Source organism: Allobosea sp. NPDC055332 (genome assembly GCF_053645455.1).
This window is the reverse complement of sequence record NZ_JBSHMO010000001.1, coordinates 449733-469964: the sequence shown is the minus strand read 5'-3', so window position 1 is coordinate 469964 and position 20232 is coordinate 449733. Positions and strand designations below refer to the sequence as shown.

Annotated in this window: 25 protein-coding genes; 20 read left to right on the top strand and 5 right to left on the bottom strand. The window is 67.0% G+C overall.

Features of this window, described 5'->3' with window-relative positions; genetic code table 11:
* Positions 1–120 precede the first annotated feature (120 nt).
* Both ACWIGM_RS02395 and ACWIGM_RS02390 read left to right on the top strand, forming a co-directional pair.
* Positions 121–1164, top strand: coding sequence for a hypothetical protein (locus tag ACWIGM_RS02395; RefSeq protein WP_454024327.1), 1044 nt, complete (start codon positions 121–123; stop codon positions 1162–1164).
* 454 nt (positions 1165–1618) lie between these two features.
* Positions 1619–1960, top strand: coding sequence for a DHCW motif cupin fold protein (locus tag ACWIGM_RS02390; protein WP_454024326.1), 342 nt, complete (start codon positions 1619–1621; stop codon positions 1958–1960).
* Between the two features lie 3 nt (positions 1961–1963).
* On the opposite strand, the gene serB is transcribed toward ACWIGM_RS02390, so the two are convergent.
* Positions 1964–2854 carry a phosphoserine phosphatase SerB gene (gene serB / locus ACWIGM_RS02385; RefSeq protein WP_454024325.1) on the bottom strand — a complete coding sequence of 297 codons (891 nt, stop codon included), beginning with the start codon at positions 2852–2854 and terminating at the stop codon, positions 1964–1966.
* Here serB and miaA point away from each other — a divergent pair.
* The 9 genes from miaA to ACWIGM_RS02340 all read left to right on the top strand — a co-directional run bounded on the left by miaA (position 2822) and on the right by ACWIGM_RS02340 (position 11125).
* The gene (gene miaA, locus ACWIGM_RS02380) at positions 2822–3817 is read left to right on the top strand and encodes a tRNA (adenosine(37)-N6)-dimethylallyltransferase MiaA (RefSeq protein WP_454024324.1); all 996 of its coding nucleotides are present in this window, start codon (positions 2822–2824) and stop codon (positions 3815–3817) included. The two genes, serB and miaA, sit on opposite strands and share 33 nt — an antisense overlap.
* A 210-nt stretch (positions 3818–4027) precedes the next feature.
* Positions 4028–5791, top strand: a complete 1764-nt coding sequence (locus tag ACWIGM_RS02375; protein WP_454024323.1) for an acetolactate synthase 3 large subunit — start codon at positions 4028–4030, stop codon at positions 5789–5791.
* 137 nt (positions 5792–5928) lie between these two features.
* Positions 5929–6636: an aspartate/glutamate racemase family protein gene (locus tag ACWIGM_RS02370; RefSeq protein WP_152012951.1), complete on the top strand. Its 708-nt coding sequence runs from the start codon at positions 5929–5931 to the stop codon at positions 6634–6636.
* Between the two features lie 103 nt (positions 6637–6739).
* Complete coding sequence (locus tag ACWIGM_RS02365) at positions 6740–7453, top strand: glutathione S-transferase family protein (RefSeq protein WP_454024322.1); 714 nt, start codon at positions 6740–6742, stop codon at positions 7451–7453.
* Positions 7450–7986, top strand: coding sequence for an acetolactate synthase small subunit (gene ilvN / locus ACWIGM_RS02360; RefSeq protein ID WP_110489027.1), 537 nt, complete (start codon positions 7450–7452; stop codon positions 7984–7986). The genes ACWIGM_RS02365 and ilvN overlap by 4 nt, the downstream gene beginning before the upstream one ends.
* A gap of 20 nt (positions 7987–8006) precedes the next feature.
* Positions 8007–9281: an FAD-dependent oxidoreductase gene (locus tag ACWIGM_RS02355; protein WP_454024321.1), complete on the top strand. Its 1275-nt coding sequence runs from the start codon at positions 8007–8009 to the stop codon at positions 9279–9281.
* Entirely contained in the window at positions 9278–9496 is a 219-nt protein-coding gene (locus ACWIGM_RS02350) for a hypothetical protein (protein WP_152012948.1), read from the top strand. The genes ACWIGM_RS02355 and ACWIGM_RS02350 overlap by 4 nt, the downstream gene beginning before the upstream one ends.
* Before the next feature lie 66 nt (positions 9497–9562).
* The gene (locus tag ACWIGM_RS02345; RefSeq protein WP_454024320.1) at positions 9563–10300 is read left to right on the top strand and encodes a helix-turn-helix domain-containing protein; all 738 of its coding nucleotides are present in this window, start codon (positions 9563–9565) and stop codon (positions 10298–10300) included.
* 99 nt (positions 10301–10399) lie between these two features.
* Positions 10400–11125 (top strand): haloacid dehalogenase type II, encoded by a 726-nt coding sequence (locus ACWIGM_RS02340; protein WP_454024319.1) that lies wholly within the window; start codon positions 10400–10402, stop codon positions 11123–11125.
* Here the strand turns inward: ACWIGM_RS02340 and ACWIGM_RS02335 are convergent, their stop codons facing one another.
* Positions 11126–11680 carry a DUF924 family protein gene (locus tag ACWIGM_RS02335; RefSeq protein ID WP_454024318.1) on the bottom strand — a complete coding sequence of 185 codons (555 nt, stop codon included), beginning with the start codon at positions 11678–11680 and terminating at the stop codon, positions 11126–11128.
* Positions 11681–11826: 146 nt separating this feature from the next.
* Here ACWIGM_RS02335 and ACWIGM_RS02330 point away from each other — a divergent pair, with 146 nt between their 5' ends.
* The 7 genes from ACWIGM_RS02330 to ACWIGM_RS02300 all read left to right on the top strand — a co-directional run bounded on the left by ACWIGM_RS02330 (position 11827) and on the right by ACWIGM_RS02300 (position 15912).
* On the top strand, positions 11827–12477 hold the full coding sequence (locus ACWIGM_RS02330; RefSeq protein ID WP_454024317.1) for a TetR/AcrR family transcriptional regulator C-terminal domain-containing protein: 651 nt from the start codon (positions 11827–11829) through the stop codon (positions 12475–12477).
* 34 nt (positions 12478–12511) lie between these two features.
* Complete coding sequence (gene ilvC / locus ACWIGM_RS02325) at positions 12512–13531, top strand: ketol-acid reductoisomerase (protein ID WP_137879603.1); 1020 nt, start codon at positions 12512–12514, stop codon at positions 13529–13531.
* A gap of 189 nt (positions 13532–13720) precedes the next feature.
* Positions 13721–13906, top strand: coding sequence for a hypothetical protein (locus ACWIGM_RS02320; RefSeq protein ID WP_454024316.1), 186 nt, complete (start codon positions 13721–13723; stop codon positions 13904–13906).
* 26 nt (positions 13907–13932) lie between these two features.
* Positions 13933–14154, top strand: a complete 222-nt coding sequence (locus ACWIGM_RS02315; RefSeq protein ID WP_454024315.1) for a hypothetical protein — start codon at positions 13933–13935, stop codon at positions 14152–14154.
* 283 nt (positions 14155–14437) lie between these two features.
* Positions 14438–15265: a helix-turn-helix transcriptional regulator gene (locus ACWIGM_RS02310; RefSeq protein WP_454024314.1), complete on the top strand. Its 828-nt coding sequence runs from the start codon at positions 14438–14440 to the stop codon at positions 15263–15265.
* 88 nt (positions 15266–15353) lie between these two features.
* Positions 15354–15734, top strand: coding sequence for a DUF1127 domain-containing protein (locus ACWIGM_RS02305; protein ID WP_454024313.1), 381 nt, complete (start codon positions 15354–15356; stop codon positions 15732–15734).
* Between the two features lie 25 nt (positions 15735–15759).
* The gene (locus ACWIGM_RS02300; protein WP_454024312.1) at positions 15760–15912 is read left to right on the top strand and encodes a hypothetical protein; all 153 of its coding nucleotides are present in this window, start codon (positions 15760–15762) and stop codon (positions 15910–15912) included.
* A gap of 60 nt (positions 15913–15972) precedes the next feature.
* On the opposite strand, the gene ACWIGM_RS02295 is transcribed toward ACWIGM_RS02300, so the two are convergent.
* Positions 15973–16344, bottom strand: coding sequence for a ComEA family DNA-binding protein (locus ACWIGM_RS02295; protein ID WP_454024311.1), 372 nt, complete (start codon positions 16342–16344; stop codon positions 15973–15975).
* Between the two features lie 304 nt (positions 16345–16648).
* Positions 16649–17164 (bottom strand): DedA family protein, encoded by a 516-nt coding sequence (locus ACWIGM_RS02290; RefSeq protein ID WP_454024310.1) that lies wholly within the window; start codon positions 17162–17164, stop codon positions 16649–16651.
* Positions 17165–17388: 224 nt separating this feature from the next.
* Between ACWIGM_RS02290 and ACWIGM_RS02285 the strand changes: the two genes are divergently transcribed.
* Positions 17389–18258, top strand: coding sequence for an ABC transporter ATP-binding protein (locus ACWIGM_RS02285; protein ID WP_454024309.1), 870 nt, complete (start codon positions 17389–17391; stop codon positions 18256–18258).
* Between the two features lie 181 nt (positions 18259–18439).
* Entirely contained in the window at positions 18440–19231 is a 792-nt protein-coding gene (locus ACWIGM_RS02280) for an ABC transporter permease (protein WP_454024308.1), read from the top strand.
* A gap of 18 nt (positions 19232–19249) precedes the next feature.
* Here ACWIGM_RS02280 and ACWIGM_RS02275 read toward each other — a convergent pair whose 3' ends face one another.
* Positions 19250–20152: a LysR family transcriptional regulator gene (locus ACWIGM_RS02275; protein WP_454024307.1), complete on the bottom strand. Its 903-nt coding sequence runs from the start codon at positions 20150–20152 to the stop codon at positions 19250–19252.
* Positions 20153–20232 lie beyond the last annotated feature (80 nt).

Genomic DNA, 20232 nt, shown 5'->3' with positions numbered 1-20232 from the left:
TTGCACGGCGCAGTTGCAATCACCGCAGCTTGGTGGTTCAGTCGACGGCGCTGACGGTAGGTCAGGTGGGCCCTGCCGGTGCCTTGTCTTGGGTCATCCCGCCGTACGGGATTGCGCTCAATGCCGCTCGGGATCGATTGGCGGGGATGGCTTGACCGGCTGAAGGCTGCGCTCGCAAGCCTGTTTTCCTGGCTGCGAGGCGGCGCCGTCAGTCGCTATCGCCAGGCTTTTCTGGTCCTCGCCCTGGCGTTTCTGCTCGTCGTAGCCTTCCGGGTCCTGAGCCAGCGCAGCCTCGACCTCGACGAGACCGAGCTCGCCGAAGTCTGGAACGCCAGCATCGCCAGACTCGGCATCTCGCCGGTTTTCCCGCCGGCCGAGGACATCCGGGTCGGCGACGTCTGGGCTGTCGTGGCCGGAGCGGAGGACAGGCCGCTGCTCGGGCGGGGCGTTCGCATCGGTCATATCAATCTGCGCTCCGATATTGCCGGGGAAGCGGCAGGACGGCCGGTGTTCGCCGCCACGGCCGAGGCCAAACCCGGACAGCCGGCGAGGGGACAGTCGGAGCTCGAGGAGGCGGGGAATGGCGACGGCCGGCTGCGGCTTTCGCTTGCGGCCTTTCCTGGCGTCACCATCACACGCAGCCTGAGGGGAGGCGGTCAGGCTGCTGCCTTCTGGACGGCGCTGGGTTTCGGCGAGAGCCAGTCCGACATCGAGGAGTTGCGGATTCCCGTGGCCGAGACCTACGGCGTTTCGGCACCCGTCGCCGGCGGCAGGTTGAGCGAGTGGTGCGGCGCCGAGGCGACCAGGCTCTATTGCCGTGACGAATTCATCCGACGCGTGATGGCATACTCCCTCGGCGACGTCGTGCTCGTCACGCGAGAAGGCGCCTATCAGGTGAAGCTGCAGCTGCGCCTGATCAATCAGGTGTTCATGACACGCGAGATCAAGCAGAAGCGCGGGCGCGACGTGGCGCAGGCCGTGGCACTCGGCCAGGCCGCCGAGCGGCCAGCCGGAGAGACCGCTGCACCATCCGTCGCGTATGGTCGCACCAGCAGCGACAGCGCTCAGCTCGACCAGGTCTTCAGTCGGCCGGTCGTATTCGGCTTCCGCGCAATCTCGATCGCGATCCCGGCATCGCAGCCGAGAGAGGAGGGCACCCCATGAGACCTGCCATCCTGATCGTTCTGCTGAGCGTCCTGCCGGCTTCAGCCGGGCGGGCTCAGGAGGGGGAGGCCAAGCTGCCAGCGCCGCCGCCCCGCATGGTGCTCCCCCCGGAGGCAGATGCTACGAAGCCGCAAAGCGGGGCGGATCAGTGCACGCCGCAACCGGCCTGCCGCGTATTCTTCCTGCCATTCTCACCGGCTGCCCCGGGTGGTGGCCTCAAGATCTATGGCTGGAAGCACGGCGATCCGAAGATCCAGGAATGGGCTGGGCCCGGTCCAGTGGATCCCCGCTCGTTCAAGCTCCCGCGAGATCCGGGCTGGACCTCATAGCGCCAGCTGTTTCGGCACCTGCATCAGGGCGCCGAATGAGTGCGATCAGTTCCGCGCGTTGGTTCGCGGACGGCAGCCGTGGCAGCATCGCGCGCAGATCCTGACGACCGGCGGAGCTGCTTTCCATGCGCATGAGCGAGATTCCCTTCGGCACGACCGACTGGTCTTCGGTCGAGCCGGAGCATTTCCCCGGCGAAGAGGGTCAGGCGACCTGGCGCACGAGGCGCTTCGGGCCGGCGGACAATCCCATCCGCGTCAGGATGGTCGAATATTCGCCGGGCTATGTCTCGGACCATTGGTGCGAGAAGGGACATATCCTGCTCTGCCTGGAGGGCGAGCTCGAGACGACGCTGAAGGACGGGCGGGTCATGCTGCTGCGTGCCGGCATGAGCTATCAGGTCGCCGACAATGCAGAGCCGCACCGCTCGCGCTCGCCGCAGGGCGCGCGGCTGTTCATCGTCGATTGAGGCTCAGTCCCTGACGATCTCCTCCCCGCGATAGCCCTGGGCGTAGAGCAAGGCGGTGAGGTCGGCATGGTCGAGCCTGGCATCGGCTGCGGCTGCGACCGCCGGCTTGGCGCGATAGGCGACACCGAGCCCGGCCTCGCCCAGCATGGCGAGATCATTGGCGCCGTCGCCGACGGCGAGCGTCGCCTCGTCCGGCAGCCCGAAGCGGGCGCGCAGTTCGATCAGGGCGTCGAGCTTGGCCTGCTTGCCGAGGATCGGCTCGGCGACCATCCCTGAGAGCAAAGCGCCCTCGCTGAGCAGGATGTTGGAGCGGTGCTCGTCGAAGCCGATCGTCGCGCTGATCGGGCCGGTGAAGACGGTGAAGCCTCCGGAGACAAGTGCGGTGTAGCCGCCATGGGCGCGCATGGTGCGCACCAGCGCGCTGCCGCCGGGCGTCAGCGTGATGTTCCTGGCGATGATCTCGTCGACGACGCCGAGCGCGATGCCCTTCAGCAGACCGACGCGCTCGCGCAGCGCCGGCTCGAATTCGAGCTCGCCGCGCATGGCCCGCTCGGTGATGTCGGAGACCTTCTCCTTCAGGCCGACATAAGCGGCGAGCTCGTCGATGCACTCCTGGCCGATCATGGTCGAATCCATGTCGGCGAGGAACAGGCGCTTGCGGCGGGTGGCGGCGGGCTGGACGATAATGTCGACTGGAGCGCCAGCCAGCGCCTCGCGCAATGTCGCTTCGAGCTTGCGCGCATCGCCGGCTTCCGCGAAGAGGTCGGCCGCGATCTCGCCATCGAGGCGCTCGGTCCGTGCCGGCGCCGGCGCGGCGGCGCGCAGGCGGGCGAGCAGGCCGTCGTCGAGCAGGGCCTGACCATGGGCGGAGACGAAGGTAGCGACGAGGGTCATGAGGGAGCCGGACAGCAGGTGAGATACAGCGCGGTGCTCATCGCAGGTCCGACCGCGAGCGGCAAGTCGGCGCTTGCCGTCGCGCTGGCGCGCCGTTTCGGCGGCGTCGTGGTCAATACGGACTCGATGCAGGTCTATCGCGATCTCCAGGTGATCACCGCCCGCCCGACGCGGGAGGAGATGGGCGAGGTACCGCACCGGCTCTATGGCCATATCGACGGCGCGGTGAACCATTCCGCCGCTGCCTATGCGGCGGAGGTCTCGGCGCTGCTGCAGGAGCTGGCCGGGCAGGGCGCCCTGCCGGTGCTGGTCGGCGGCACCGGCCTCTACTTCAAGGCGCTGACCGAGGGGCTGTCGGATATCCCGCCGGTGCCGGAGGAGGTTCGCGCCGGGTTCCGGGCCCGGGTGGAGGAATGCGAAACCGGCGAGCTACATGCCGAACTCGCCGGCAAGGACCCGGAGATGGCGGCACGCTTAAGGCCAAGCGATCGCTTGCGGGTGATGCGGGCGCTGGAGGTGTTCGAGGCGACCGGACGCTCGCTGGCGACGTTCCAGGGTTCGAGGCGGCCGGGACCGCTGGCGGGACAGGCGATGCTCAAGCTCTTCCTCGCGCCGGAGCGGGAGCTGGTTCGCGCCCGGATCGATGCCCGCTTCGATGCGATGATGGAGCAGGGTGCGCTCGACGAGGTCGCGGCCCTGCGCGAGCGCCGGCTCGATCCGCTGCTGCCGGTGATGCGCGCCCATGGCGTGCCGGGGCTGATCGCCTATCTCGACGGCAGGCTTTCGCTGGAGGAGGCGGTGGCTCGCGGCAAGGCCGACACCCGCGCCTATGCCAAGCGGCAGGTGACCTGGTTCCGCCACCAGATGGACGGCTGGATCGCAGCCGTGCCGGAGGAGGCGCTCGGTGTGGCGCTGGCTGCCTGCGCCGATGGCGCCTCGCTTGCCGGCTCTAATCCCGCTTGACCATGCGGCGCTGCTCGTCTAGCGTCCGGCAACTTTCGTTTCGACAGGGCTGCGACATGCGCAAGCTTATTATCGTAGAGGTGCGCTGGTAGGGGCCGGTTTAACAACCGGGCGTCCCCGACGCCAGCGCACGCCCAGGCCCCTCCGAGGGCCTTTTTTATTGCCTTTTTCCGACCGACACCGACAGACAGACCTCCGTAGGAGACCGTTATGAGCGAGATGATGACCGGCGCCGAGATGGTCGTTCGCGCCCTCCAGGACCAGGGCGTGGAGCATCTCTTCGGCTATCCCGGCGGCGCCGTACTGCCGATCTACGATGCGATCTTCCAGCAGGACAAGGTCAAGCACGTGCTCGTCCGCCACGAGCAGGGCGCGGTCCATGCCGCCGAGGGCTATGCCCGCTCGGCGCCGGGCAAGGTCGGCTGCGTCCTCGTCACCTCCGGCCCCGGCGCGACCAACGCTGTCACCGGCCTGACCGACGCGCTGCTCGACTCGATCCCGCTCGTCGTCATCACCGGCCAGGTCCCGACGCATCTGATCGGCTCGGACGCCTTCCAGGAATGCGACACGGTCGGCATCACCCGCTCCTGCACCAAGCACAACTATCTGGTGAAGAGCATCGCCGACCTGCCGCGCGTCCTGCACGAGGCCTTCTATGTCGCGGCCAATGGCCGGCCGGGCCCGGTCGTCATCGACATCCCCAAGGACATCCAGTTCGCGACCGGCGCCTATAGCCGCCCGCGCGACAACCAGCACAAGACCTACCGGCCGGTGGTCAAGGGCGACCTCAACAAGATCAAGGCCGCGGTCGAGCTGATCGCCAAGGCGAAGAAGCCGGTGTTCTACACCGGCGGCGGCGTTATCAATGCCGGCCCGCACGCCTCGGCGCTGCTGCGCGAGCTGGCACGGCTGACTGGCTATCCGGTCACCTCGACGCTGATGGGTCTGGGTGCCTTCCCGGCCGCCGACCGGCAGTGGCTCGGCATGCTCGGCATGCACGGCACCTACGAGGCGAACCTGGCGATGCATGACTGCGACGTCATGATCAACATCGGCGCGCGCTTCGACGACCGCATCACCGGGCGTATCGACGGCTTCTCGCCGCACTCGAAGAAGATCCACATCGACATCGATCCGTCGTCGATCAACAAGACGGTCAAGGTCGATATCGGCATCGTCGGCGATTGCGCCCATGTGCTCGAGGACATGGTCCGGATCTGGCGCGAGACGAGCCCCCAGATCGACAAGACCGCGCTCACCGCCTGGTGGACGCAGATCGATGGCTGGCGGGCGCGCAACAGCCTCGGCTACAAGCGCTCGGACACGATCATCAAGCCGCAATATGCGCTGGAGCGCCTCTATGCGCTGACCAAGGATCGCGACACCTACATCACGACCGAGGTCGGCCAGCACCAGATGTGGGCGGCGCAGTATCTGCATTTCCAGGAGCCGAACCGCTGGATGACCTCGGGCGGCCTCGGCACTATGGGCTACGGCCTGCCGGCGGCGATCGGCGTGCAGATGAAGCACCCCAAGGCTCTGGTCATCGACGTTGCCGGCGAGGCCTCGATCCTGATGAACATGCAGGAGATGTCGACGGCGGTGCAGTACCGCCTGCCGGTCAAGATCTTCATCCTCAACAACGAGTACATGGGCATGGTTCGCCAGTGGCAGGAACTGCTGCATGGCGGGCGCTATTCGGAGAGCTATTCGGCCTCGCTGCCGGACTTCGTCAAGCTGGCGGAAGCCTATGGCGGGCACGGTATCCGCTGCTCCGATCCGGCCGATCTCGACCGCGCCATCATGGAGATGATCGAGACGCCCGGCCCGGTGATCTTCGACTGCCTGGTGGCCAAGGAAGAGAACTGCTTCCCGATGATCCCGTCGGGCAAGGCGCATAACGAGATGATCCTGCCCGATTTCGAGGGCGACACAGGCGAGATCATCGACGCCAAGGGCAAGCAGCTGGTTTGATCGGGCATCGTCATGCTCGGGCTTGACCCGGGCATCTCGAGCAGGAGGAGGCGCCGGCCGGCGCCTCTTCGTCAGGAAAGTCTCGGGTCTGCGCTTTGCAGCGCCCGGGAATGACGGCCTCGGCACAGGGGGACCACATGGCGACCATCGGCCTGATCGGCGGAATGAGCTGGGAATCGACGGCGGTCTACTATCGGCTGCTGAACGAGGGCGTGCGGGCGCGCCAGGGCGGGCTGCATTCGGCCGACGTCCTGCTGCATTCGGTCGACTTTTCGCCGATCGCCGAAATGCAGGCGAAGGGCGACTGGGACCGGGCCGGCGCGGCGATGGCGTCGAGCGCGCGCCGGCTCGAGCAGGGTGGGGCTGTCTGCATCGTTCTGGCCACCAACACCATGCACAAGCTCGCCGACCACATCACCCAGGCGACGAACCTGCCCTTCCTGCATCTCGCGGATGTCACCGCCAAGGCGATCCGCAAGACGACTGCGCGCCGTCCGCTATTGCTGGCGACGCGCTTCACCATGGAGCAGCGCTTCTATCGTGACCGGCTCGGGGCCTTCGGCGTCGAGGCGCTGGTACCGGACGAGGCGGAGCGGACGGATGTCCACCGCATCATCTATGAGGAGCTCTGCCGCGGGCAGGTTCTGCCGGCCTCGAAGGCGCGCTATCGCGAGATCGTCGCGCGGGCGGTGCGGGAAGAAGGCGCCGACGGCGTCATCCTCGGCTGCACCGAGATCGGGCTGCTGGTCTCGCAGGCCGATTTCGACATCCCGGCCTTCGACACCACCGCGCTGCATGTCGAGGCGGCGCTCGACTTCACGCTCGCGATGGAGCAGGCGGCGTGACCCGCCGATTGCCTCAGGTCATGAATAAGATCACGAAAAGGCGCGGGATCGTCGTTCCGTGTCTCGATAGCGTCCGCGCTCCCTTCGCAGGATGGAGCGCGCCATGAAGCTGATCATCGCCAACAAGACCCATTCCTCCTGGTCGCTGCGGCCCTGGCTCGTCCTCAAGCAGTTCGGCATTCCCTTCGAGGAAGTCCTGATCCCGTTCGGGCCGACCATGGACGATCCCGACTGGAAGCGGGCCGTTGCCGAGTACACGCCGGCCCGCAAGGTGCCCTCGCTCGTCGACGGCGCGGTCGCGGTCTGGGACTCGCTCGCCATCGTCGAATATCTCGCCGAGGCGCATCCGGAGCTGCCGATCTGGCCGCGCGACAAGGCGGCGCGGGCTCTGGCGCGCTCGATCTGCGCCGAGATGCACTCCAGCTTCACCGCACTGCGCAATGCCTGCCCGATGAACCTCGCCTGGGTGCATCCGGTGCGCGATCGCGGCGAGGCGGTCGCGGCCGATATCGCCCGTGTCACCGAGATCTGGCGCGACGCGCGCCAGCGCTTCGGAGCGGGTGGGCCGTTCCTGTTCGGCGAGTTCAGCGCGGCCGATGCGATGTTCGCGCCGGTGGCCACCCGCTTCACCACCTATTCGATTGCGCTCGATCCGGTCAGTGCCGCCTATGTCGCGGCCGTGCAGGGCACTGCTGGCTTCAAGGCCTGGCGCGAGGCCGCTTTGGCCGAGCCCTGGATCGTATCCGTAGACGAGGTCGACGAGCCGATCCTCACCGATTTCCGCCCAAATCTCAGCCGAAGCCGAGCCCAGACATGAACACGACGCATTATCCCAGCGCCCCGACCGCACAGCCGATCGCCCGCCATACGCTGGCGGTGATCGTCGACAACGAGCCCGGCGTTCTCGCCCGCATCGCCGGGCTGTTCTCCGGCCGCGGCTACAACATCGAGAGCCTCACGGTCTCGGAGACCGAGCACGAGAAGCACCTCTCGCGCATCACCGTCGTCACCTCCGGCACGGCGAATGTGATCGACCAGATCAAGGCGCATCTCGACCGGCTGGTGCCGGTGCATCGCGTCGTCGACCTCACCCTGCAGGGCGAGGCGATCGAGCGCGAGCTCTGCCTGGTCAAGGTGGTCGGCAAGGGCGATTACCGCGTCGAGGCGATGCGGCTCGCCGCCTCCTTCGGCGCGCGTACGCTCGATGCGACGCTGACCTCCTTCGTCTTCGAGCTCACCGGCGCGACCGAGGAGATCGAGCGCTTCATCAAGCTGATGACGGTGGTCGGACTGACGGAGGTCTCACGCACCGGCATCGCGGCGATGAGCCGCGGCGCGGAGGCGATGTAGCTCGCTAGACTGGTTGCGGCATGAGTCGCAGCCTGACGATCGCGATCATCGGGTGCGGGACCGCCGGGCTGGCGGCCGCACTGCTGCTCGAACGGGCCGGCCACACCGTCACGCTGATCGAACGCTTCAACGAGCCGCAGCCGCTCGGCTCCGGCCTGATCCTGCAGCCGAGTGGGCTCGCGGTCCTCGATGCGCTCGGCCTTGCCGCGCCGCTGATCGCCGCCGGCAGTCGGATCGACCGGCTGTTTGGCCTGAACGCCGTCACGGGCTCGGTGGTGCTCGATGTGCGCTATGCCGCGCTGAAGCGCGAGCGCTTCGGCGTCGGCATCCATCGTGCGGCGCTGTTCGAGACGCTGTTCACGGCCGTGCAGAAGCGGCAGGTCGCGATCGAGACCGGGGTCGAGGTCGCCGACATCGATGCCGCTGCTGACGGCAGGGTTTTGCTGGTTGCGGCAAGCGGCCGCCGCATCGGCCCGTTCGATCTTGTTGTCGATGCCTCCGGCACGCGCTCAGCCCTGCTCGGCCATGCCGCCCGCCCGGTGACTCGCACGCCGCTGAGCTATGGCGCGCTCTGGGCCAATGTCCCGCTCGGAGGGACGGACTTCGACCGCCGCGCGCTCGAACAGCGCTATCGCCGCGCCAGCGTGATGGTCGGCGTGCTGCCTATCGGACGCCATGGCAGCGAGCCGGAGCCGCAGGCGGCGCTGTTCTGGAGCCTGAAAGCGGATGCGCTCGACGCCTGGCGCAGCGCCGGGCTGGCGGCCTGGAAAGCCGAGGTCGAGCGCGTCTGGCCCGCGACCGCGCCGCTGCTCGACCATATCGTCGCGCCGGAGCAGCTGACCTTCGCGAATTATCGCCACCGGACGCTGCCGCGACCCTACGGCCGGCAGATCGCCTTCATCGGCGATGCCGCCCATTCGACTAGCCCTCAGCTCGGACAGGGGGCGAACATGGCCCTGCTCGACGCCTATGCGCTCGCCGTGGCGCTGAGCGATGCCGCCGATCTCGACGCCGCGCTGCTTCGCTATGCGCAGCTTCGGCGCTGGCATGTCCGGCTCTACCAGGCGGCGAGCCGGATGTTCACGCCGTTCTACCAGTCCGACAGCGCCGTGCTGCCATTGATCCGCGACCGGGTGGTTCCGCCGCTGGCGCGGCTGCCCGGCATCGACCAGATGCTGGCGCTGCTGGTCTCGGGACTGATCGGCGATCCCTTGCGAAGGCTGGGGTTGAAGGAGCCCGCGATTGCTGCTGAAAGCGATGGTCCGGCCCTCGCCGGGGAGGGGGCGGAGCGGTGACGATCGGACTCAATGAAATCTCGCTCGGGCTCGGCGCCATCGGCTTTGCCTGTTTCGCCTGGCCGATCTATCAGCGCCTGACCGGCAAGGCCGAAGCCGAGCCGCTGGGCTCGGGCAAGAGCCTGCGTTCGCCGCTGTGGTGGGCCGGCTTCGTGCTGACGGTGGCGGCGATCTTTCTGCAGCGGATCGCGGCGCAGCAGGCGGCGGGCGGCTGAGGCTCTTGATCGCCCGCTTCAATCGGCGGCAAATGGGCGGCATGATCTCTTGCGCGTGAGCAGGTGATGTCGATCCAACTCGAACTCCGCAGCTATCGCGGCGGCGACCGCCACCGCCACGACTACAGCCAGATCCTGCTGCCGATGCAGGGCGCGATGCGGCTCGATGTCGAAGGGCATCGCAGCGTCGTGTCGAGCAACTGCGTCGCCATCATTCCGCGCGAGCACGAGCATGATTTCGTGCCGACCGCCGATTGCAGCATGCTCATCCTCGATGTCGAGGCGGGAGCCTTCGCCGGCGAGGCCGAGCCGGCGCTGCTGCGCGATCTCGTTCCGTCGCTGACGCGGGTCGAGCCCTGGCTGTGGCGGATGTTCCGCCAGCTCGGCGCCGAGGTCGAAGCCGGGGCCTGCCGCGCCAGTGACGCTGCCCGCATGGCAATGGCCGGGCTGCAACTGATCCGGCCGACCGACACGCCACGACCGTTGTCGCGCGCGGAAGGCCGCGTAATCGACGTCGCCCGCGATGGGGGAGCAGTGAGCGTCGCGGAGATGGCGCGGACGGCCGGCCTCGGCCAGAGCCGGTTCCATGCCTTGTTCCGGGCGACGACAGGTCAGTCGCCGAAGCAATCGCAGTTGACCCGGCTGTTCGACGAGGCCGCCGAGCGACTGGTCATGACGGGACAGCCGATCTCGGAGATCGCCTATTCCCTCGGCTATCAGAACGCCTCGTCCTTCAACCGGCAGTTCAAGCGGCGCTTCGGCCTGACGCCGTCCGAATTCCGCGCCGCGGGCCGGAGCCGATAAGCGCAGCTTCGGTCAAGTCGTTCGGAGGTTCGCCTCATCACAGCGATGCGGGTGGTCGCTAAGGTCCATGCGACTCCGCATCCATGAGGACCACCAGCGATGAAACTCACCGATTTCAAAGTTCTGACCTTCGACTGCTACGGCACGCTGATCGATTGGGAGACCGGGATCTGGAACGCGCTGCAGCCGCTGATCAGCGCCGGCCAGCTCAAGCTCGACCGCGAGGAGGCGCTGGCGCGCTTCGGCAAGCTGGAGAGCGAAGTGGAGGAGGCGGGGCCGTCGCTGCGCTATTCGACCCTGCTCGCTGCCGTCCATGCCCGCCTCGCCAGGGATCTCGGCGTCAACATCCATGCCGACCTCAACGAGCGCTTCGGCGGCTCGGTGCCGGACTGGCCGGCCTTCCCGGATTCGGCCGAGGCGCTCGCCTATCTCAAGCGGCACTACAAGCTCGTCATCCTCTCCAATGTCGACCGCACGAGCTTCGCCGCCAGCAACCGAAAGCTCGGCGTCACCTTCGACGCGATCTACACCGCCGAGGACATCGGCTCCTACAAGCCCGACCCGCGCAACTTCGCCTATCTGCTGGCGCATCTGGAGGCCGATCTCGGCCTGAAAGCCGGTGACGTCCTGCACACCGCGCAGAGCCTGTTCCACGACCATGTCCCGGCGGAACGCGTCGGGCTGGCGCGCGCCTGGATCGACCGGCGCTTCGGCATGGCCGGCAGTGGTGCGACGCAGATCCCTGCGAGCCAGCCGAAGGTCGATTTCCATTTCAAGAGCATGGCGGAGCTCGCCAAGGCGCATCGCGAGGTAACCGGCGGCTGATCAGCCGCCGAAGCCGCCATCATCGAGGAAGCGCTGCTCCTCGGTCGAGCTCTCTCGGCCGAGGACGGCGTTACGGTGCGGGAAGCGGCCGAAATCGCGGATGATGTCGCGATGGACGATCGCCCATTTGGTCGAGTCGTCATCGCCCGAGGCTTCGCTCAGCGCGACGCAGCGCTCCTGGTCGGCAAGATCCTCCGAGTGCATGAACGGCATGTAGAGGAAACGCTTCTCCGGATTCTCGAAAGCCTCGTCGAAGCCGCGCGCGATCGCCCGGCCGGCGACCTCGCGCGCCAGCGCATCGGCGGCGAAGGCGTGGGCCGAACCGCGATTGAGATTGCGCGGGAACTGGTCGAGCAGGACCAGCAGCGCATAGACGCCCTCCGGTGTTTCCTCCCAATCCGACAGCTCGCCGCGCGCGGCGGCGTCGACCAGCGGCCGAAAGCGCCGGGCGATCTCGGCGTCGAAGGTTTCGTCCTTGGCGAACCATTTGTCCGGGCCGGCTTGCCGCCAGAAGGCGAGGACCTTGGCGGCTGCGGGCGGGGTAGGCTGTGTCATGGCGGGCTCCGGCAAGGCTCTCTCGCGGAGAAGATATAGGTGCCCTGGCGGCTCAAGTAGCGATGAAATTTCTCCGATGTGCTCTTGCGCCCCGGCAGGCCGTGCGGTAGATGCCAGAACCGTAACGTACGGTACTCTCCGGATCGATGAGCGACACCGCAACCCATAGCCAAGGCGAAGCGCTGAGCGAGCGGCAGCAGGCCGTGCTCGACGCCGTGCTGGCACTGATGGTGGAGCAGGGCGATCAGCTTACGATGACGGCCGTCGCCCGGCGGGCGAGCTGCTCGAAGGAGACGCTGTATAAATGGTTCGGTGATCGCGACGGCCTTTTGACCGCGACGGTCCAGTGGCAGGCGTCCAAGGTCCGGGCTGACAATTACGACCGCCAGGCGCTCGATGCGGCGACGCTGCGCAAGAGCCTGCGGGATTTCGCCGAGAACTGGCTCACCGTGATCACGAGCCAGACCTCGATCGCGCTCAATCGCGCTGCCATCGGCCATGCAGCCTCGGGCAAGAGCAATCTCGGCGGCATCGTGCTGGCGAATGGACGTTTCGCCATCGGCGAGCGATTGAAGCCGGTCCTCGAGGCTGGTCGCGCCGCGGGACTGCTCGATTTCGATGACGCCGAGACGGCGTTCCGCACCTTCTTCGGCCTGGTCGGCCGCGATGTGCAGATCAGGCTGCTGCTGGGCGATGCGCTCGTCTCCGGCAAGGCCGAGATCCAGCGCGACGCGGCCCGGGCTACCGACCAGTTCCTCGCCCTTCACGGACGGCAGGGTGCCGTACCGAAAGCCTGAAGCCAAGAGATCAACCCAAGGAAGGACGCATCCAATGCGCGTTTATTACGATCGCGACGCCGACATCAATCTGATCAAGGGCAAGAAGGTCTGCATCGTCGGCTACGGCTCACAGGGCCATGCGCACGCGCTCAACCTGCGCGATTCCGGCGTCAAGGAGATCATCATCGCCCTGAAGGCCGGCTCGGCCACCCGCAAGAAGGCCGAAGAGGCCGGCTTCAAGGTCATGACCCCGTCCGAGGCCGCCAAGGTCTCCGACATCATGATGATGCTGACCCCCGACGAGCTGCAGGGCGACATCTACCGCGACGAGCTGCACGCCAACATGAAGGAGGGCGCTGCCCTCCTGTTCGCGCACGGCCTCAACGTCCACTTCAACCTGATCGAGCCGCGCAAGGACCTCGACGTGCTGATGGTCGCGCCGAAGGGCCCGGGCCACACCGTCCGTTCCGAGTATCAGCGCGGCGGCGGCGTGCCGACCCTGATCGCGATCCATCAGGATGCGACCGGCAACGCCCATGACCTCGGCCTGTCCTACGCCTCGGCCAATGGCGGCGGCCGCGCCGGCATCATCGAGACGACCTTCAAGGAAGAGTGCGAGACCGATCTGTTCGGTGAGCAGGTCGTGCTCTGCGGCGGCCTGGTCGAGCTGATCAAGGCCGGCTACGAGACGCTGACCGAGGCCGGCTACGCTCCCGAGATGGCCTATTTCGAGTGCCTCCACGAGGTGAAGCTGATCGTCGACCTCATCTATGAGGGCGGCATCGCCAACATGAACTACTCGATCTCGAACACCGCCGAGTATGGCGAGTACGTCACCGGCCCGCGGATCATCACCGCCGAGACCAAGGCCGAGATGAAGCGCGTGCTCAGCGACATCCAGTCGGGCAAGTTCACCCGCGACTGGATGCTGGAGAACAAGGTCAACCAGACCTCGTTCAAGGCGACCCGTGCCCGCTACGCCGCTCATCCGATCGAGGAAGTCGGCGCCAAGCTGCGCGACATGATGCCCTGGATCAAGGCCAAGGCCCTGGTCGACAAGACCAAGAACTGAGGCTGGTGCCGGGCTTCGCACGCAGATTCAACGCCCTGCGAAGCTGATACCGGAAACGCTCGCAAGAGCTTGAAAATCAAGGGAACGGGCGCCCGGCAGGGCGCCCGTTTCGCGTTGCAGAAGCCAGTCACGGGAACCGCGCCCCGCGGTGGGCGTTGATGCTCCAGTTGATAGCTGCAGGAGCGTGCGATGACCCATCAGGACGAGCTGAGACACAGGGCGATCGAGCGGCTGCATCAGCGCCAGGCCCGTCACGGGTTGGCCGATGTCGCCAAGCCTGCGTCCTGGGACGATCAGCTCCCCGTCCTGCTGCTGGGTGGCTTTCTTGCCGTCACGCTGCTGGCGAGCCTGCTGCTGCGCACCGTCGGGGGCTGATGGCCCAGAACCAAGGGGAGGCCGCCATGCAAGACGACGTCAAGGTGCGCGAGGCGCGCATTCCGGAAAAGGGTGGCGAGCCGATCCTGCCGATGCGGGCGGATGTCCACTCCGACGCCGACCCGGCGGTCGAGACGCCGGTGGAGGCGCGGCAGGGCTTCCTCGACCGGCCCGTGCTTGTGGTCCTCGTTGCAGGGCTTGCGCTCGCGCTGCTCGGCTGGGGCGTCGCCGGGATGTGGGCTTATTGAGCCGGCCGCGACCTGACATTTCCGTGACGAAAGACGGTTCCCTACAAAGCAAACCGAAGCTGAACAGATGGAGGCGATGATGACACCGATCCGATCGATGCCGGCGTCCCAGGGTTTTCAGTTCAAGTTCGCGCATCTGGCGCTGGGCGCCTCGTTCGCCCTGCTGACAATGATCGTCTTCGGCGTGCTATAGTTCGCCACGGCGCAAGAGCCGGCCGGCTCACGCCCAAGCGGCCTGATCGCCGTGCCGGCTCTCTCTTTGAGCGCGCCGCGAGAGGCAGGCATGTCGCAATTCTCGGTAAGCAAGCTGCTCGATAGCGAGATCGTGCTGGTGCGCGATGTCGTCTGCTCCGGCGAGTGCCGGCATCGCAGCGAAGAGGAATGCGCGCACGCGACCCATCTCGTCTTCCCCTATCGCGGCATCTTCGTGCGCCATGTCGGGCGCGACGATGCGGTTGCCGAGAGCAACCAGGTCCTGTTCTTCAATCCGCATGAGGGCTACCAGGTCAGCCACCCGGTTGCGGGTGGCGATGCTTGTCTCGACCTGCGCCTGGGCGAAGACGTCCTGCAGGAACTCGCGCCCGCCGAGCTGCTGCACAGGGGCACGAGCGCCTTCCTGATGCAGCGCCGCCGGATCGATCCGCGCGCGCAGGCGCTCGTTGCCCTGCTGCGGCACAGCCTGCAGCGGGGCGTTGCCGAGCCGCTGGAGGCGGAAACTTTGGCGCTGACCCTGGTGCGGCGGGCATTGGGCGAACGAACCTCGCATGCCGCCGGCGCCTCGCCCGGCCGGCGCAAGCTGGTCGACCGAGCCAAGCTCGTGATGGCCTCCGATCTCGCCAGGCGCTGGACATTGGCCGAGATCGCAGGTGAGGTCGGGGTCTCGCCGGTCTATCTCACCCAGGTCTTCGCCCAGGTCGAGGCGGTGCCGCTCTACCGCTATCAATTGCGCCTGCGGCTGGCGCGCGCGCTCGACCTGCTCGGCGATTATGACGACCTGACCCAGCTTGGGCTCGAGCTCGGTTTCTCCAGCCACAGCCATTTCAGCGCCGCCTTCCGGCAGGCCTATGGCCGCACGCCGGGGGAGTTCCAGCGCTCGCTCAATCTCCGCTGACAGAAGCTGTCACTGAACGCGAAAGATTCTGACAGCGGCTGACAGCCAGAGGGTGTCCTCTTCCGTCTCACAAAGACGGAGACAGGTCATGATCAGCTTCATCATCGGATCGGCCAAGCCTGTGCTCGTAATGTTCGACGTGCTTGGCCGGCTTTTCGGCGCGCTCGACCACTGGCTGCAGTCGCGCCGCGACTATCGCACTCTCTGCGACATGACCGAGCGCGACCTGCGCGATCTCGGACTGCGCGACAGCGATCTGCGCGATGCTACGGCCGCCCCATTCTTCGGGGACCCGACGGCGATCATCTCGCTGCGCGCCGAAGAGCGGCGCGGCCTTGCGGGCGGGGAAAGCGTCGACGAGGTCCTGCGCGGCCTGAGCGCAGGAGCACCGGTTCGGCCGGAACGGATCGCTAAAGAATCCGACAGCGCCGGAGGCGCCCGGGTGGTTTTTCTCAGGGCGGCCGAATGAGCGGCCCCCGAGAAGGAGGAAGGCCATGAGTGGAACCTGCGCAGCCTGCGATTGCGAGCTCGACGAGACCCCGATCAAGGTCACGGTCGGCGGCAATACCGTCGAGGTCTGCTGCGACGACTGCGCCCAGGCGCTGCGGGAAGCGGATGCCTCGCAGGCGCAGGCGAGCGGGCACTAGCTCGCCGCAAAACGAAAGAGCCGGCCGCGAAAGCGGCCGGCTCGTCTGTTCCAGTCGGGATCAGAAGGTGACGTGATCCTTGATGTCCGCCTCGACATTGGAGGGCAGGACGCTGCGTTTCACCAGATCGTCGAAGTTCTTGAACTTGGCCTTGCCGCGCTCCTCGATGATCTTCTTGGAGCGGGCCTCGCCGATGCCCTTGAGTTGCTCGAGCTCGGCGGCGCTGGCTGTGTTGATGTTGACCTTCTTGGCCTGGGCCTGGGTCGCTGCCGGCGCGGCCGGCTTCGCAGCGGGGGCAGCCGGTGCGGCGGGCGTCGTCACGGGCGCAGCCGGCTTGGCCGGGGTGGTGGGCTGGGTCGCGGTCTGTGCGAGGGCCGGGCCGGCGGCGAGAGCGAGCGCGGCGAGGCCGATAGCGAAACGAGACATCGTCATGGCGTGGACTCCTGTAAGCCCTGCCCGGGGAAGCTGAGCTGCGCGGATGCCGGGCCGTCCGCGCTGCCGCGCCGGTTACGAACCGGAGGATCCGGTCCAAGCGCGATGGCTGGACTTTCGGCCGGCGCGGCTGAACGCGATCTGAGGTGAGCGTTCAGCTGGCGTTGTGCTTTCCGCCGGGTTTTCGCCGCGATTGGCGAGATCGCTGCGCGTCCGAGCGGACGCGATAATGGCGATCGATCTATTTGTTGTCGCATCGGATCTCTCCGAAAAGTGGGATCCACTTTTCGGTTCGATGCAGCGCCTATTTTCCGGTGAACTGCATCATGTATTCGGAGAAGCGCCCGGCGCCGTAGATCAGGCCGAACCCCCAGGCGAAGGACGCGGCGAAGTTCGCCAGCTGGAACGGCCAGAACGGCATCTTGACGATGCCGGCGACGAGCGCGACCACCGCCCGGATCGGCCCGAAGAAATGGCCGATGGCGATGCCGAGCACGCCCCATTTCTCGAAGAAGTCATGGCCGCGCTGGAGCAGGGCCGGATTGTTGCGCAACGGCCAGTGGTCGCCGACGCGCGGGCCGAGGACGAGGCCGACCCAGTAGGAGATCCAGAAGCCCGAGGCCGCGCCGAGCGCCGCCGCGAGCGAGAGCGGCACGAGATTGAGGCCGGAAGCACCGGCGATCGCACCGAAGGCGGTGAAGAACACCGTCGCCGGCACCAGCCAGGACAGGATGGCGACGCATTCGGCGAAGGCGATGAGGAAGACGATCGGCGCCGCCCAGTACTGATTGACGCGCATGAACGCGACAAGCTCGTGCATCCATTGCTCGAACGGGGGCATGGGCCGGCGATTCTCCCTGAGGGCGATGAACGATATTGGGAGCGATAGAGCAGAAGCATCGCTTTTTCGCTACCCGGCAAGCGGGCTGCGAGACCTGATGCCGCGGGCGGGTTGCCTTCGCGGATTGATTGCCTAGTGTTCGCGACGAACGGAAATAAGCCGTGCGCGCCGGGACGGCGTCGACGGCAGGGGACGGGATATCCATGGAGTCCAAGGTCAGCCCGCCCGGCGACACGGGCGCGGCAGAAGAGCAGCCGGCGGTCAGGCTCGCTGGCATCGACATCACCTTCCATCTCAAGGGCGGAAGCCGCTACCAGGCGGTGAAGGGCATCGACCTTGCGGTCGCGCCCGGCGAGTTCGTCTCGGTGGTCGGGCCGACCGGCTGCGGCAAGTCGACCCTGCTCAACGCCGCCGCCGGGCTGCTGACGCCGTCGGCCGGCAAGGTTTCGATCTTCGGCCAGCCGCTGTCCGGCCTCAACCGCCGTGCCGGCTACCTCTTCCAGCAGGACGCGCTGATGCCGTGGAAGACGGCGCTCGACAACGTCAAGGTCGCGCTTGAGCCGATGGGCGTCTCCGATGCCGAAGCCGACAAGCGGGCGCGCGACTGGCTCGGTCGCGTCGGCCTGCGCGCCTTCGTCGAGCGCTATCCGCACATGCTCTCCGGCGGCCAGCGCAAGCGCGTCGCCCTCGCCCAGATGCTGATCCGCGACCCCGAGATCCTGCTGATGGACGAGCCCTTCGGGCCGCTCGACGCGCAGACCCGCCAGATCATGGGCAACCTCCTGCTCGATCTCTGGAGCAGGGACCGCAAGGCGCTGATCTTCGTGACGCACGACCTCGAAGAGGCGATCGCGCTCTCCGACCGGGTGGTGGTGATGACGGCGGGGCCGGCTGCCGGCATCGTCGCCGATTACAAGGTGCCGCTGGCACGCCCGCGCGACATCGCCGAGATCAGGCTGGAGAAGGCCTTCCACGAGATCCATCGCGACATCTGGGCTTCGCTGCGCGTCGAGGTGCAGAAGGCCTATGCGATGGGCGAGGGCAGGGAACTGGTCGAGGGAGCCGCGTCATGAACCTCTCTCGTCATTCCGGGGCTTCGCAAAGCGAAGAGCCCGGAATCCATAACCTCAGGTGTTTCCAGGTCAGACGCCGCCAGTGCAGCGCCATCTCCGTTGACGACAGCGGTTATGGGTTCCGGGCTCACGCCTTCGGCGTGCCCCGGAATGACGGGGGCGGTGCCGAAGGAACCGCGCCATGAACCGCATCAAGCTCCTTTCCCTCCAGATCCTCGTCATGGTCGTCTTCTTAGGCATCTGGCACGTCGTCACCACCACCAGCCTGTTCGGCGACATCAAGACGACGCAGTTCTTCTTCTCGACGCCGGGCGACGTGCTGGCGCGGACGTGGAAGCAACTGACGGGGGCCGACATCTACTACCATCTCGGCATCACCCTGACCGAGACGGTGCTCGCCTTCGTGATCGGCTCGGCCGCCGGTATCTTCTTCGGCTTCGCCTTTGCTCGCAATGCGCTGCTGGCGGCGGTGTTCGACCCCTACATCAAGGCGGCGAACGCCCTGCCGCGCGTCGTGCTGGCGCCGATCTTCGCGCTCTGGTTCGGCCTCGGCATCTGGTCGAAGGTCGCGCTCGGCTTCACGCTGGTGTTCTTCATCGTCTTCTTCAACGTCTACCAGGGCGTGCGCGAGGTCTCGCCGACGGTGCTGGCCAATGCCCGCATGCTCGGCATGAACGAGCGTCAGCTTTTTCGCCATGTCTACTGGCCGTCAGCACTGACCTGGATGTTCTCGTCCTTGCACACCTCGGTCGGCTTTGCGCTGGTCGGCGCCGTGGTCGGCGAATATCTGGGGTCCTCGGCCGGGCTCGGCTACAAGATCCACGAGGCCGAGAGCGTCTTCGACGTTACCGGCGTGTTCTCGGGCATGCTGATCCTGGCGATCTTCGTGATCCTGATCGATTCGATCGTCACGCTGGTCGAGAACCGGCTTCTCGTCTGGCGGCCGGGGCAGAGCTCGACGACGACGACCTGATCGCGAGCTGCGGGCCTGCTATGCCGGCACCGCGGGCGGGCGCCGGGTCGGGGCTGGGTGGCCGGCCTCGATCAATCGCAGCAAGGCGAGCGCGGCCGGGGCGAGGGCCTCCGTCGGCAGGGTCACGGCATGCAGCGTGCGGCGCAGCGCGGGTTCGAGGCGCAGGGTTGCGATCCCGTCCGCATCGTCGATGGCAAGCTCGGGCATGATGGTCAGTCCGAGACCCTCGCGCACCATGCCGAGCAAGGTGGCGTTGTCGCGGACCAGGCAGACGATGTCCGGATGGCTCGCCGCCGCCGCCAGCAATTCCTGGATCAGCGTCTCGCAGCCGCCGCCGGAGAGCAGCATGCGCTGCCCGTCGAGCGCCTTCAGCGATATGGTGCTGCGCGACGCCAGCGGGTGGTTCACTGGCAGGACGGCAAGATAGTCGTCCGAGTAGATCGGCCGAGCCGTGAGTTCAGGGTGGGTCCGGCTGGTGATGCCGATCTCGACGATGCCGGCCTGGACCCAGCCGGTCACCTCGGGATCGGTTCCCTCGTAAAGTGTCACGGTGACGCGCGGATGCTCGGCGCGCAGGCGACGCAGCCAGGCGGGAAGCAGCCTGATCGCGGCGCTCTGGACGACACCGATCCGCACGGCGCCATGCAAGGCCTCGGCCTCGCCGGCACAGTTCGCCAGCCGTGACACGGCGGCGAGCGCCGCCCGCGCCTCGGCGAGGGCCTTTTCGCCGGCGACCGTCAGCGCCAGGCTGTCGCGGCCGCGCAGCAACAGCCTCGCGCCGAGTGCCCGCTCCAGACCGGCAACCGCCTGGCTGACGGCGGATTGCGAGAGGCAGAGCCGGTCCGCCGCTGCCGTAAAGCCGCCATGCTCCACCACGCCGGCGAAGCAGCGCAATTGAACCAGGCTGACATTAGGAAACATGATCGATCTCTATTCGGTTGATTAATTGGACTGATGGCGAGCGCATGCCTAACCCGGGGGCGGATGCTGCTCAAGCCAGG